The sequence below is a fragment of the Citrobacter sp. Cb023 genome (genome assembly GCF_030336805.1).
Taxonomy (GTDB): domain Bacteria; phylum Pseudomonadota; class Gammaproteobacteria; order Enterobacterales; family Enterobacteriaceae; genus Citrobacter; species Citrobacter braakii.
On the sequence record NZ_JAOWCV010000032.1, the window covers coordinates 154,296 to 167,969 of the forward strand.

14 protein-coding genes are annotated in these 13,674 nt (G+C 52.5%); 8 read left to right on the forward strand and 6 right to left on the reverse strand.

The annotated features are described in order from the left end of the window. Positions 1-125 precede the first annotated feature (125 nt). Positions 126-1,322: a glycine C-acetyltransferase gene (gene kbl, locus OGW44_RS07205; RefSeq protein ID WP_046275754.1), complete on the forward strand. Its 1,197-nt coding sequence runs from the start codon at positions 126-128 to the stop codon at positions 1,320-1,322. Positions 1,323-1,331: 9 nt separating this feature from the next. Beyond that, complete coding sequence (gene tdh, locus OGW44_RS07210; RefSeq protein WP_185654911.1) at positions 1,332-2,357, forward strand: L-threonine 3-dehydrogenase; 1,026 nt, start codon at positions 1,332-1,334, stop codon at positions 2,355-2,357. Between the two features lie 67 nt (positions 2,358-2,424). On the opposite strand, the gene rfaY is transcribed toward tdh, so the two are convergent. Beyond that, positions 2,425-3,111: a lipopolysaccharide core heptose(II) kinase RfaY gene (gene rfaY, locus OGW44_RS07215; RefSeq protein WP_185654912.1), complete on the reverse strand. Its 687-nt coding sequence runs from the start codon at positions 3,109-3,111 to the stop codon at positions 2,425-2,427. A gap of 244 nt (positions 3,112-3,355) precedes the next feature. Here rfaY and OGW44_RS07220 point away from each other — a divergent pair, with 244 nt between their 5' ends. Then, the gene (locus OGW44_RS07220) at positions 3,356-4,390 is read left to right on the forward strand and encodes a glycosyltransferase (protein WP_101700435.1); all 1,035 of its coding nucleotides are present in this window, start codon (positions 3,356-3,358) and stop codon (positions 4,388-4,390) included. Here the strand turns inward: OGW44_RS07220 and OGW44_RS07225 are convergent. From OGW44_RS07225 to gpmM, 3 genes are read right to left on the reverse strand one after another with little or no spacing between them, the layout of a single operon-like run. After that, positions 4,377-5,348 carry a divergent polysaccharide deacetylase family protein gene (locus tag OGW44_RS07225; RefSeq protein WP_047415816.1) on the reverse strand — a complete coding sequence of 324 codons (972 nt, stop codon included), beginning with the start codon at positions 5,346-5,348 and terminating at the stop codon, positions 4,377-4,379. The genes OGW44_RS07220 and OGW44_RS07225 overlap by 14 nt on opposite strands. 3 nt (positions 5,349-5,351) lie before the next feature. Beyond that, positions 5,352-6,611 (reverse strand): murein hydrolase activator EnvC, encoded by a 1,260-nt coding sequence (gene envC / locus OGW44_RS07230; RefSeq protein ID WP_231390992.1) that lies wholly within the window; start codon positions 6,609-6,611, stop codon positions 5,352-5,354. Between the two features lie 33 nt (positions 6,612-6,644). Continuing rightward, positions 6,645-8,189, reverse strand: a complete 1,545-nt coding sequence (gpmM, locus tag OGW44_RS07235) for a 2,3-bisphosphoglycerate-independent phosphoglycerate mutase (RefSeq protein ID WP_016154967.1) — start codon at positions 8,187-8,189, stop codon at positions 6,645-6,647. Positions 8,190-8,436: 247 nt separating this feature from the next. Here gpmM and OGW44_RS07240 point away from each other — a divergent pair, with 247 nt between their 5' ends. From OGW44_RS07240 to cysE, 5 genes are all read left to right on the forward strand, one after another. Continuing rightward, the gene (locus tag OGW44_RS07240) at positions 8,437-8,868 is read left to right on the forward strand and encodes a rhodanese-like domain-containing protein (RefSeq protein WP_005120473.1); all 432 of its coding nucleotides are present in this window, start codon (positions 8,437-8,439) and stop codon (positions 8,866-8,868) included. A 51-nt stretch (positions 8,869-8,919) separates the two neighbouring features. Further along, on the forward strand, positions 8,920-9,171 hold the full coding sequence (gene grxC / locus OGW44_RS07245) for a glutaredoxin 3 (RefSeq protein ID WP_003024152.1): 252 nt from the start codon (positions 8,920-8,922) through the stop codon (positions 9,169-9,171). 46 nt (positions 9,172-9,217) lie between these two features. Then, on the forward strand, positions 9,218-9,685 hold the full coding sequence (secB, locus tag OGW44_RS07250; protein WP_003024155.1) for a protein-export chaperone SecB: 468 nt from the start codon (positions 9,218-9,220) through the stop codon (positions 9,683-9,685). Beyond that, entirely contained in the window at positions 9,685-10,704 is a 1,020-nt protein-coding gene (gpsA, locus tag OGW44_RS07255; protein WP_016154966.1) for an NAD(P)H-dependent glycerol-3-phosphate dehydrogenase, read from the forward strand. The genes secB and gpsA overlap by 1 nt, the downstream gene beginning before the upstream one ends. Positions 10,705-10,781: 77 nt before the next feature. After that, positions 10,782-11,603 (forward strand): serine O-acetyltransferase, encoded by an 822-nt coding sequence (cysE, locus tag OGW44_RS07260; protein ID WP_016154965.1) that lies wholly within the window; start codon positions 10,782-10,784, stop codon positions 11,601-11,603. 181 nt (positions 11,604-11,784) lie between these two features. Here cysE and trmL read toward each other — a convergent pair whose 3' ends face one another. Continuing rightward, positions 11,785-12,258 carry a tRNA (uridine(34)/cytosine(34)/5-carboxymethylaminomethyluridine(34)-2'-O)-methyltransferase TrmL gene (gene trmL, locus OGW44_RS07265; RefSeq protein ID WP_016157744.1) on the reverse strand — a complete coding sequence of 158 codons (474 nt, stop codon included), beginning with the start codon at positions 12,256-12,258 and terminating at the stop codon, positions 11,785-11,787. Positions 12,259-12,304: 46 nt separating this feature from the next. Next, positions 12,305-13,645 carry an MFS transporter gene (locus tag OGW44_RS07270; protein WP_047415818.1) on the reverse strand — a complete coding sequence of 447 codons (1,341 nt, stop codon included), beginning with the start codon at positions 13,643-13,645 and terminating at the stop codon, positions 12,305-12,307. Positions 13,646-13,674: the final 29 nt, after the last annotated feature.

The following is a 13,674-nucleotide window of genomic DNA, read 5'->3' on the forward strand; positions in this document are numbered from 1 at the left end:
ACTGATTAGCCATGTGGGTATACGTGATTTATGCTTCATTTTGAAGAAGTGATGATGCGTCATCTCGTATCAGCGTATAGCTTTGGGTAATATGTGCTGAAATTTGCCCAGTCTGGAGAATTGAAATGCGTGGGGATTTTTACAAACAGTTAACGAACGATCTCGAAACCGCACGTGCGGAAGGATTGTTTAAAGAAGAGCGCATTATTACGTCTGCCCAGCAGGCGGATATCACCGTGGCGGACGGAAGCCACGTTATTAACTTTTGTGCGAACAACTATCTGGGGCTGGCTAACCACCCAGAACTGATCGCAGCTGCAAAAGCAGGTATGGATTCTCACGGATTTGGTATGGCTTCGGTCCGCTTTATTTGCGGTACCCAGGACAGCCATAAGCAACTGGAGCAAAAACTGGCGGCATTCCTCGGTATGGAAGATGCCATTCTTTACTCTTCCTGCTTTGACGCCAACGGCGGCCTGTTTGAAACGCTGCTGGGCGCAGAAGATGCGATTATCTCAGATGCGCTCAACCACGCTTCTATCATTGACGGTGTTCGCTTGTGTAAAGCAAAGCGTTTCCGTTACGCCAACAACGACATGGTCGAACTGGAAGCTCGTTTGAAAGAAGCGCGTGAAGCGGGAGCCCGTCATATCCTGATCGCCACCGATGGCGTGTTCTCTATGGATGGTGTGATTGCTAACCTGAAAGGCGTTTGTGACCTGGCGGATAAATACGACGCGCTGGTCATGGTTGATGATTCCCATGCTGTCGGCTTTGTCGGCGAAAATGGTCGTGGCTCACATGAATACTGTGACGTGATGGGGCGTGTGGACATCATCACTGGTACGCTGGGTAAAGCGCTCGGCGGCGCATCTGGCGGTTATACCGCAGCGCGCAAAGAGGTTGTTGAGTGGCTGCGTCAGCGTTCCCGTCCGTATCTGTTCTCCAACTCATTGGCTCCTGCCATTGTTTCTGCCTCCATTAAAGTGCTGGAGATGGTCGAAGCAGGCAGCGAGCTGCGCGATCGCCTGTGGGCGAACGCACGTCAGTTCCGCGAGCAAATGTCTGCCGCAGGCTTTACGTTAGCGGGAGCGGATCACGCAATTATCCCGGTCATGTTGGGGGATGCGGTAGTGGCGCAAGAGTTCGCCCGCGAGCTGCAAAAAGAGGGGATTTACGTTACTGGATTCTTCTATCCGGTGGTTCCAAAAGGTCAGGCGCGTATTCGTACCCAGATGTCTGCGGCGCATACCCCTGAGCAGATTACGCGTGCTGTTGAGGCGTTCACACGCATTGGTAAACAACTGGGCGTTATTGCCTGAGGATGTGAAATGAAAGCGTTATCCAAACTGAAAGCGGAAGAGGGCATTTGGATGACCGACGTTCCTGAACCGGAAGTCGGCCATAACGATTTGCTGATTAAAATCCGTAAAACAGCCATCTGCGGGACTGACGTTCACATTTATAACTGGGATGAATGGTCGCAAAAAACCATCCCGGTACCGATGGTCGTTGGACATGAATATGTCGGCGAAGTTGTTGGCATCGGCCAGGAAGTTAAAGGCTTTAAAATCGGCGATCGCGTTTCAGGCGAAGGTCATATCACCTGCGGGCATTGCCGTAACTGCCGCGGTGGACGTACTCACCTGTGCCGCAATACGACCGGTGTTGGCGTAAACCGTCCTGGCTGCTTTGCAGAATACCTGGTGATCCCGGCATTTAACGCGTTTAAAATTCCGGACAACATCTCTGACGACCTGGCGTCTATCTTCGATCCGTTCGGTAATGCGGTGCATACGGCGCTGTCGTTCGATCTGGTTGGGGAAGATGTGCTGGTTTCCGGCGCGGGTCCAATCGGTATTATGGCGGCAGCGGTTGCCAGGCACGTTGGCGCACGCCACGTGGTGATTACCGATGTTAATGAGTATCGCCTTGAACTGGCGCGTAAAATGGGCATCACTCGCGCGGTCAACGTGTCGAAAGAGAGTCTGACCGACGTGATGGCTGAACTGGGCATGACCGAAGGGTTTGATGTCGGTCTGGAGATGTCCGGCGTGCCGCCAGCGTTTCGCACCATGCTGGACACCATGAACCACGGTGGCCGTATTGCTATGCTGGGTATTCCACCATCAGACATGTCCATCGACTGGACTAAAGTTATCTTTAAGGGATTGTTTATTAAAGGTATCTACGGTCGTGAGATGTTTGAGACCTGGTACAAGATGGCCGCATTGATTCAGTCTGGTCTGGATTTGTCGCCGATTATCACCCATCGATTCTCCATCGATGAATTCCAGCAGGGCTTTGACGCGATGCGCTCGGGCCAGTCAGGGAAAGTGATCCTGAGCTGGGATTGAATGCTCGACTTGTATTAAATGCTACCAACGGCCAGATTCTTTATTCTGGCCGTATAAATAATAAATACTATTTGCCACGAAGCTTTCTGGATAAAGATCTTATCGCTTCTTTGAGCCAGATGAGCTTATAGATTAATCCTTTTCCTTTGATGTTAATATGATATTTTCGCTGCAAAGCTAAAATATCATTAGCCTGGCAAATCTTCATATTTCCCTTACAGGATAAGTCAATTATTCTTAATTCACCGCCTGGCGTACGAATGAAATTTCCAGGGTGGATATCATTAGACGCCAACCCGGCTTTGTGAAGGCGCAGAACGCACTGCTTCACTTCATCGGTATTCTTATGGTTAATTTCTTTTAAAGGAGTGCCTTCAACATATTCATGAATAATATAAACATCATGACACTGACGAAGGCGTACTTTTTCAGCGGCATAGTAGAGATCCGCTGTACAGGCGCGCATTTCCGGGGAGAGTGTGTCCAGTTTCTTGATGAGCCTGGAATAAAAGGGGCCGGAGATAAAATTCTGCATTTTTTTCTCAAATCGAGGATCAACTTCACGGTCGTTTTTGATGATAAATTTTTGTGAGTTGTACTCGACCAGTTCAACACTGCGCATGGCGTTACCACTGCTCAACGGTTTGCCACTGATTTCTTTGTTTATATACTTATTCATCAGTGACTTAAGGTCTGTTTTGGTCTCTTTGCAATAGACCGTATAACCTTTTTCATGTGTCTTACTGATGGCCATCACTTTCCTCAATATCAGTGTACATCGCGCGTTAATTTACAGGGGTATAGTATACAGGTTGTGTCCCTCAATATGTAGACGATCTGAGCTATCACAGGCCGCTGAACTCAGGCGCCGCATGGCATTTTCCCATACTGGTTGCTTTCGCTGCGCCTCTTCTGAAAATTAAACGTTCTAACCTTAATAATTCCTTAATGAAACTGTAGTAAAAGTCATCAGTGTACTGACAAACTTGGGTTATCTGATGAGAAACCGCACAAATATGTTGAGTGTTATTATTCCGTTGTATAACGCGGGTGATAGTTTTCGGGGTTGCATGGAATCTTTGATCGCACAGACATGGGCTGCGATAGAGATCATTATTGTGGATGACGGTTCAACGGATAACTCTGTTGATATTGCAAGACATTATGCTGATAACTATTCCCATGTCCGGTTGTTACATCAGGCTAACGCCGGGGCATCTGTCGCGCGTAATCGTGGTCTGGCAGTGGCCAAAGGGGATTATGTTGCATTTGTCGATGCCGATGACCTGGTTTATCCCAATATGTATGAAACCCTGATGACCATGGCGCTTCAGGATGACCTCGATCTGGCACAGTGCAATTCTGATTGGTGCATTTTCGAAACGGGGGACACCTGGCAATCAATACCGACGGACCGTCTGCGGTCTACGGGTGTATTGACCGGCCCCGACTGGTTACGTATGGCATTGGCTTCACGCCGTTGGACGCATGTGGTCTGGATGGGGGTTTATCGCAGAGATGTTATCGAGAAAAACAAGATAGCGTTTATTCCAGGGTTGCATCATCAGGATATTGTATGGACGACGGAGTTTATGTTTAACGCCAAACGTGTGCGATATACCGAGCAATCATTGTATAAATACTTCTTACACGATCAATCAGTTAGCCGTCTTAAAAGACAAGGCTTAAAAAATCTCAATTACCAACGCCACTATATTAAAATTACACGGTTATTGGATAAGTTGAATCGTGAATATGCGGGGCGGATTACTATTTATCCGGAATTTCATCAGCAAATAACCTATGAAGCATTACGCGTTTGCCACGCAGTACGCAAAGAGCCGGATGTCCATATTCGTCAACGCATGATTGCAGAGATTTTTGTCTCTGGTATGTATAAACGCATGATTACTAACGTACGCAGCGCCAAAGTTTTGTACCAGGCGCTGCTATGGTCATTCCGTCTCTGGAAATGGCGCGATAAAACATCCTCGCCTTCTCGTATTGCCCGTAAAACGCTTAATTTACGTTAGCGTTCATAGCGCTGGGTGAGGATGTATTCCCCCAGCCCTGCCATTGCAGGCGCATGTACTGCACCAGCGTGCTTTGGGTGATGCTTTCACCGAGCACGCTGAAGAAGCGGCTGGCGTAAACCGGCTCTAACGGCTGCTTCGGTTTGCATAATCTCACCCCGCGGAAAGGATTACGTGGCGCATCAGGTTTACCATTCTTCGGCGGTGTAAAGTTTGGTCTGGAGGTGTCTACCTGTGGTTCATTGAGCAGGCTGCTTGGGCGAACCAGCGTAATGTCCGCAGGCAGGTTATAAAGCATTTGCTGCAGGACGCGAACCGTCGAAGGGTGAGGATGCCCAATGGCAATTGCTGAACCGTTGCGGCGCGCAAGCTCAACGGCACGATTAAACTGACGGCGAATATCGGCTTCGTTTTGCGTGTCATCCAGGAAGACTTTGCGTTTGATAACCTTCACGCCGGTTCCTGATGCTGCGCGCATTGCCTGACTGTTGCCGATGGTCATACTGTCCAGGAAGTAGAGATCGTAGCGTTCCAGCGCCTGCATCACCTTCTGCATACCGAACAGGCTGGAGGTCATCGCGCTGCCCATATGGTTGTTCAGCCCGACCGCATTCGGTACTTTGCTTACCGCGTCGCGAATAATCCGCTCAATCTCTTCGCTGCTCATTTCCGGGCGCAAAGTATCTTTCTCTAACGGCTGTTTGCTCAGCGGCGCCATCGGCAGATGGATTAAAACTTCATGCCCGCTGTTATGCGCTTTAATCGCCATTTCACGCGCGTGTGGGGCATTAGGCAGAACGGCAACGGATAGGGTGGAAGGCATCGCCAGAACCTGATTTTCGGTGTGTGGACGATAGCCGAAATCATCAATAACGATGGCAAGTTTGCCAGCAAAAACAGGTGTTGCGAAGGCCAGCACGCTGGCGAGAGAGAATAATAGACGACGAAATTGAGGCAAAACTTATCTTCCCAACCACGGCTGTGGATTGACCGCCTGACCCTGGCGACGAATTTCGAAATAGAGTGCCGGCCTGCCCTGTCCGCCGCTGCTACCCACAAGTGCAATAGGCTGCCCGGCGCGAACCTGCGTACCGACGCTGACCAGCGCGCTCTGGTTATAACCGTAAAGGCTCATATCGCCTTTACCGTGCTCAACGACGACCACCAGACCGTAGCCCTGCAACCAGTCCGCCAGAATGACGCGGCCATCGGCAATGGCTTTAACTTCGGTGCCTTCGGATGCGCCAATAACCATCCCCTTCCAACGTAGCTCACCTTGCAACTGTTCGCCATAACGATGTAGCGTTGGGCCACGAACGGGCCAGAATGCCTGGCCGCGTGGGGAACCTAAACCGCCGGTACGGGACATCAGTGATTTTTCGCTTTCGGTTGGCTTGTAGGTTGAGCCTTTCCGTGACGCATCCTTCTGTTTGTCACGTACGGCCTGCGCCTCGCGAGCTTCACGTTCCGCGCGTGCTTTGGCTGCGGCTTCGGCACGAGCAATGCTGTTGCGCAGGCGTGATTCGTTGGCGCGCATTTCGCCCAGTTGCTGCTGACCCTGCTGAATCGATGACTCCAGACCCGAGAGCGTCTTCTTGCGTTCATTACGCGCCTGCTCCAGCTTAGCCTGCTGAGCGCGCTGTTCGTACAGCAACGTCTGCTGTTCGCTCTGCTTATCTTCCAGCTCGGCTTTTTGCGAGTCGACCTCTTCGCGGGTTTGTTTCAACTGCGCGATGGTTTCCTGCCGCGCCTGGTTCAGATAGCCGAAATAGGCCTGCAGGCGTTGCCCGCGCTGGCTCTCTTCCCCGCTCAGAATGAGCTGAATACCGGTGTGTTCGCCCTGGCGAAACGCTGCGTCAAGTTGCGCTGCCAGGCTACGCTCTTGCGCAGCCCGCTGTTTTTCCAGCTTCGCGAGGGCGGCATTCATCTCTGTGATTTGTGCATTCAACTGCGCCAGCGAGTTTTGCGTTTCGCGTAGTTGCCTGGCGGCAACGGCGATGGCCTGTTCCTGAGCTTTAAGTTGAGCGAGGAGAGTGGAGCGTTGTTGTTGTTGTTGGCGTACCGCACGTTCTTTTGCCGCGATATCAGCCTGAATAGATTTGAGCTGATCGCGCTCGTCCGCGTGGGCGGAAAAGGCGCACAGCAATACGCCAGCGCTAAGCGCGCTGGCGTAGAACAAGGGCCTGACTGAAAGCTTTCGCAGTTTCACGGCCCAAGTGATGGTATTAATCGCCTTTCCCCTCATGGGGAGGGATTATTCCACGATGAACAGCGGCTTACCAGTCATCTCTTGCGGGATTTCCATACCCATCAGCGTCAGCATCGTCGGGGCGATATCAGAAAGTTTGCCGCCTTCAACTGCTTTGACGTTTTTACCACCGACATAAATCAGCGGAACGGGCAGGTTGGTGTGTGCTGTATGCGCCTGACCGGTGGACGGATCGCGCATTTGCTCTGCGTTACCGTGGTCCGCGGTGATCAGCAGTTGGCCGCCAACGGATTCAACCGCTTTAGTCACCTGCTCAACGCAGTGATCCAGCGCTTCAACCGCTTTAACCGCAGCTTCCATCACCCCGGTGTGACCAACCATGTCGCCGTTCGGGTAGTTACAAATGATGGTGTCGTATTTTCCGCTCTGAATCGCAGCAACCAGCTTCTCGGTCAGCTCAGCAGAGCTCATTTCCGGCTGCAGATCGTAGGTCGCGACTTTCGGCGAGTTGATCAGGATGCGATCTTCGCCTTTGAACGGCTCTTCTACGCCGCCGTTAAAGAAGAAGGTCACGTGGGCATATTTTTCAGTTTCGGAAATACGCAGCTGCGTTTTGTCATTCTTCGCCATCCACTCGCCAAGGGTGTTGGCCAGAGACGCTGGTGGGTAAGCAACAGCCGTTTTGATGTCGGCTGCGTATTCGGTCAGCATCACAAAGTTGAGGTTAACGACTTTCTTACGGGCGAAGCCGTCGAAGTCAGCGTTAACAAACGCACGGGTGATTTCACGCGCACGGTCAGCACGGAAGTTCATGAAAATCAGCGTATCGCCGTCTTCCATGGCGGCTTCAGCCTGGCCTTCAGCACGGATCACGGTCGCTTTCACGAATTCGTCGTTTTCGTCGCGGGCATAAGCAGCCTGCAGGCCTTCAACAGCCGTAGCGAACTGGAACTCGCCTTTTGCCAGCGTCATCAGGTCATAAGCCTGTTCAACGCGATCCCAACGGTTGTCGCGGTCCATGGCGTAGTAACGACCGATGATGGACGCTACGCGGCCTTTGCCCAGCGCGGCAAATTTCTCTTCGAATTTCTGCAGCGAATGTTCAGCGCTGCGCGGCGGGGTATCACGGCCATCAAGGAAAGCGTGCAGATAGATTTTCTCAGCACCGCGTTCAGCTGCCATTTCGACCATCGCCATGATGTGATCTTCGTGGCTGTGAACGCCGCCAGCAGAGAGCAGGCCCATGATATGAACCGCTTTGCCGCTATTTTTTGCCTGGTCGACCGCATCGGTCAGCACTGGGTTAGCGAAGAAAGTCCGTTCTTTAATTTCAACATCCAGACGGGTCAGGTCCTGATACACGATGCGGCCCGCGCCCAGGTTGACGTGACCCACTTCGGAGTTGCCCATCTGGCGATCGGGCAGGCCGACTTCCAGGCCAGAGGCATCAATCAGGGTATGCGGACGTTTTGCCCACAGAGCATCCATTACCGGGGTTTTGGCATTAAAGATGGCGTTATCCTGGCTGTCTTCACGATAGCCATAGCCATCCAGAATCACCAGTACCATAGGTTTTTTAGAAACCGACATTGCGACAACCTCACACTCAATAGACAAAAATAATTGCGTAATTTTACTACAGCTGAATCGATAAAATAGCCCCAGAAGATCAAATAATCGACCAGAGCGTGTCGCAGAGGGCGCGGATTTACGTTTTTTTTTCCGTAGCGCCCCGCAAAAATGCAATCCAATGCACGCTCTGGCTGTATTTGCGCCAACGCGCAGGTATACTCCTTTCCTGGTTTTTTAATCACTAAGTCGGGAGTTGTTACCCCCCATGCAAGAAATTATGCAATTTGTTAGTCGCCACCCTGTATTGAGTATCGCCTGGATTGCGTTACTGGCGGCTGTATTATTTACCACGTTTAAGAGCCTGACTTCGAAAGTGAAGGTAATTACGCGCGGAGAAGCCACTCGTCTTATCAACAAAGAAGATGCGGTGATTGTGGATTTACGTCAGCGCGACGACTTCCGCAAAGGCCATATCGCGGGCTCCACTAACCTGCTGCCGAGCGAAATCAAAGCCAACAATTTTGGCGAGCTGGAAAAACACAAAAACAAACCTGTTATTGTGGTTGATGGCTCTGGTATGCAGTGCCAGGATTCAGCAACTGCGCTGATTAAAGCCGGTTTTGAGCAGGTATCTGTACTGAAAGACGGCGTAGCGGGCTGGAGTGGCGAGAATCTGCCACTGGTTCGCGGCAAGTAATTTACCCGTCTTCTTTCATGCCTCAGGGTAAAAGAACACTGGAGATAAGTCATGGCCAATATTGAGATCTATACCAAAGCGACCTGCCCGTTTTGCCATCGCGCAAAGGCGCTGTTGAACAGCAAGGGTGTGAGTTTCCAGGAACTTCCGATTGACGGCGATGCCGTGAAGCGTGAAGAGATGATCAAGCGCAGTGGCCGTACAACGGTTCCGCAGATTTTTATTGATGCACAGCACATTGGTGGTTGTGACGACTTGTATGCGTTGGATGCACGTGGTGGACTGGATCCACTGCTGCGTTAAGGCGTACCGAAGTATTTAAAGGACAACACTAAAGGGTTTTCTCAACATGTCAGAACAAAATAACACTGAAATGGCTTTCCAGATCCAACGTATTTATACCAAGGATGTGTCTTTCGAAGCGCCAAATGCACCACATGTTTTCCAGAAAGATTGGCAGCCAGAGGTTAAACTGGATCTTGATACCGCATCTACCCAACTGGCAGATGATGTGTATGAAGTAGTGCTGCGTGTCACCGTAACGGCTTCTCTGGGTGAAGAAACTGCGTTCCTGTGTGAAGTTCAGCAGGGCGGTATTTTCTCCATCAGTGGTATTGAAGGGACTCAGATGGCGCATTGCCTTGGTGCATACTGCCCGAACATTCTGTTCCCGTATGCCCGCGAATGCATCACCAGCCTGGTTTCCCGCGGTACATTCCCGCAACTGAACCTTGCGCCGGTCAACTTTGATGCGCTGTTCATGAACTATTTACAGCAGCAGGCTGGCGAAGGTACTGAAGAACATCAGGATGCCTGATGAACCAAAGTAATGCTTCAATGACTGTGATTGGTGCCGGCTCGTACGGCACCGCTCTTGCCATCACCCTGGCAAGAAATGGCCATCAGGTTGTCCTGTGGGGCCATGATCCGAAACATATCGCGACCCTCGAGCACGATCGCTGCAACGTCGCGTTCCTCCCTGATGTGCCTTTTCCCGAAACGCTGCGCCTGGAAAGTGATTTAGCCACTGCGCTGGCCGCCAGTCGTAATATTCTGGTGGTGGTGCCGAGCCACGTCTTTGGCGAAGTGCTGCGCAACATCAAACCGCTGATGCGTCCTGACGCGCGTCTGGTCTGGGCGACAAAGGGTCTGGAAGCGGAAACGGGACGCCTGCTGCAGGACGTCGCGCGTGAAGCGCTGGGGAATTCTATTCCACTGGCGGTTATCTCCGGTCCGACGTTCGCCAAAGAGCTGGCGGCGGGCATGCCGACGGCGATTTCTCTGGCCTCGACGGACGACACCTTTGCTGACGATCTCCAGCAGTTGCTGCACTGTGGCAAGAGCTTCCGCGTTTACAGCAATCCGGATTTCATTGGCGTGCAGCTTGGCGGCGCGGTGAAAAACGTTATTGCGATTGGCGCGGGGATGTCTGACGGCATCGGTTTCGGCGCGAATGCGCGAACCGCATTGATCACCCGTGGACTGACCGAAATGTCTCGCCTTGGCGCGGCGTTGGGTGCCGATCCTGCCACCTTTATGGGGATGGCGGGTTTAGGCGATCTGGTGCTGACCTGTACCGACAACCAGTCGCGTAACCGTCGTTTTGGCATGATGCTCGGCCAAGGGATGGACGTGCAGGGGGCGCAGGACAAGATTGGTCAAGTGGTTGAAGGCTACCGCAATACGAAAGAAGTTCGTGAATTGGCGCACCGTTTTGGTGTTGAGATGCCAATAACCGAGGAAATTTATCAAGTATTGTATTGCGGAAAAAACGCGCGCGAGGCAGCATTGACGTTATTAGGCCGTGCACGCAGGGACGAGCTGAGTCGCCACTAGCTGTAAGGAACTGTTGAATATAACGACCCGACCCGCGAAGAACGGGTCGGTCGTTTTGCTACCTTCTGGAGTACGCAATGCCGTGTGAAGAACTGGATATCGTCTGGAAAAACATTAAAGCGGAAGCCCGGGCACTGGCGGAATGTGAGCCAATGCTGGCCAGTTTTTATCACGCAACGTTGCTCAAGCATGAAAACCTCGGTAGTGCGCTGAGCTATATGCTGGCGAATAAACTCGCTTCTCCGATCATGCCCGCCATTGCCATTCGCGAAGTCGTGGAAGAGGCCTACGCGGCCGATCCTGAAATGATTGCCTCAGCGGCCTGTGATATTCAGGCGGTACGCACGCGTGATCCGGCTGTCGATAAATATTCCACCCCACTTCTGTATCTGAAGGGCTTTCATGCGCTTCAGGCCTACCGTATCGGTCACTGGCTGTGGCATCAGGGACGTCAGGCGCTGGCAATCTTCCTGCAAAATCAGGTGTCCGTTAGCTTCCAGGTAGACATTCACCCGGCGGCAAAAATTGGCCGTGGGATTATGCTCGATCACGCCACTGGTATTGTGGTCGGTGAAACTGCCGTGATTGAAAACGACGTCTCTATTTTGCAATCCGTCACGCTGGGCGGGACCGGTAAAGCCGGCGGTGACCGTCATCCGAAAATTCGTGAAGGCGTGATGATTGGCGCGGGAGCAAAAATTCTCGGCAACATTGAAGTCGGGCGCGGCGCGAAGATTGGCGCAGGTTCCGTCGTTTTACAGCCGGTACCCCCGCATACCACTGCAGCAGGCGTTCCGGCACGCATCGTCGGCAAGCCTGACAGCGATAAGCCGTCCATGGATATGGATCAGCATTTCAACGGGATACATCATACTTTTGAGTATGGAGATGGTATCTGATTTCGAGCTATCTTACCTGGCAGATTGAACCTGAGCTGTGCTCGTCATCCTCACGTATTGCGTGTACGCTCCGGTGACTGTGCGCGGTCCGTGTTCAATCTGTCTGCGCCGATAACGCTCGAAATGAATTTCATCAAATTAATGTAGGTCGGATCAGGCGCTAGCCGCTATCCAACAATCATCAGCTACGCAGTACCGCGCCCGGATACCCTAGCTGGCGCCAGGCCTCATACACCACCACCGACACCGCATTTGACAGGTTCATGCTGCGACTGTCTGGCATCATCGGAATACGAATTTTTTGTTCGGCCGGCAGCGCGTCAAGGATGCTGGCTGGCAGACCGCGTGTTTCCGGACCAAACATCAGATAATCCCCGTCCTGATAGCATACCGCGCTATGCGCTGGCGTACCTTTGGTGGTCAGAGCAAACAGGCGCTGCGGATGTTCTGCGGCGACGAAGGCGGCGTAATCAGGGTGGCGTAGCACGGCGGTAAATTCATGGTAATCCAGCCCCGCGCGACGCAGGCGCTTGTCGTCCCAGGTAAAGCCCATTGGCTCTATAATATGCAAACGAAAGCCGGTGTTGGCGCAAAGACGGATAATATTGCCGGTATTTGGCGGGATTTCTGGTTCGAATAAAACGATGTTAAGCATACTGCCCCCTTGATAACGGGGGGCAGAATAGCAGAAAGAGCGGGTACTATGCGACGGTCAGCGCGTGCGGTTTATAGCGCTGCAGCTTGTAAATTGTCGCGGCAGCAGCGACCAGGGCCGGAAGGCTGAGGAACATTAAGATACTGTCTGCCTGCCATTGCAGGGAAAGCAACTGGGCGCTCATCATCGTTCCGGCTACGCCGCCGAAGCGGCCCACGCCCTGCATCCAGGCAATGCCCGTCGCACGGCAGTGGGTTGGATAAAACGTGGCGGCCAGCGTCTGCAGCCCGGACTGCGCGCCGTTCATGGTAATCCCCATCAGGAAGATCAGTGCGCCGAACAAGATGATGTGGTTATGTTCAAACCCGAGAGCGAGGGCAAACAGCATCGTCAGAATAAAGCCAAGTGACACCACTTTATGGGCTTCCCAGCGGTCCATTAACCAACCGGCCAGCAGGATCCCCGCCGTACCGCCAAAGGTAAACAGCGATGTCAGCCAGGCGGATTCGGCCAGCGGATAGCCCATTCCCAGCATCAGCGTTGGCATCCAGCTCAGTAGCACGTAATAGATAACCAGCCCCATAAAGTAGGTCATCCAGAGCATCAGCGTACCCGGCAGCCAGGGCATACTAAATAACTGTGCCACGCTGCTTTTTTTGACCGTGATACGGTCTTCATCCAGATAAAACTGGGTAACCTGTTCCAGACTTCCCGACATAAAGCGTTGAGCAATGCGTTTAATCTGTGCAACCCCTTTACCGCGGTGAACCAGATACTTAACCGACTCTGGCAGGAACAGCACCAACAGTGCGGTGAGGACCAGCGGGGCGATCGCACCAGCAAGCAGAACACTGTGCCAGCCGTAGTTGGGGATCAGCCAGGAGGAGATCACGCCGCCGCCCGCAGCCCCTAACGGAAAGCCACAGTACATGGTGTTAATCGCCATTGAACGACAGCGTTTCGGGGCGAACTCTGACACCAGGGTGATGGCATTGGGCATTGCCGCGCCAAGCCCAAGCCCGGTGAGAAAGCGCCAAAACGTGAGCATATTCAGCGTCTGGGCATAGGCGGTTCCCAGACTGGCGAGGCCAAAGAACAGACAGGAAAAGACCAGGACGCGCTTACGACCCATACGATCGGAAATCGGTCCGGCCAGCAGGGCACCAAATGAGAGGCCCAATAGCGCGGCGCTTAACACCGGTCCAAGATCTTGTTTCTTGATGCCCCAGTCGGCTGAAAGCGTGGGGGCAATATAGCCCATCGCCGCCGTATCGAAGCCGTCAATGGCTAAAACCAGAAAACCCAGGACAATAATGACCCAGTGGAAGCGCGAAAAAGCACTGTCATCTATCGCCTGCTGGATATTCACTTTTCCGGAATAAGCCATGTCACCCTCGCCAGTTATGATGATTGTTA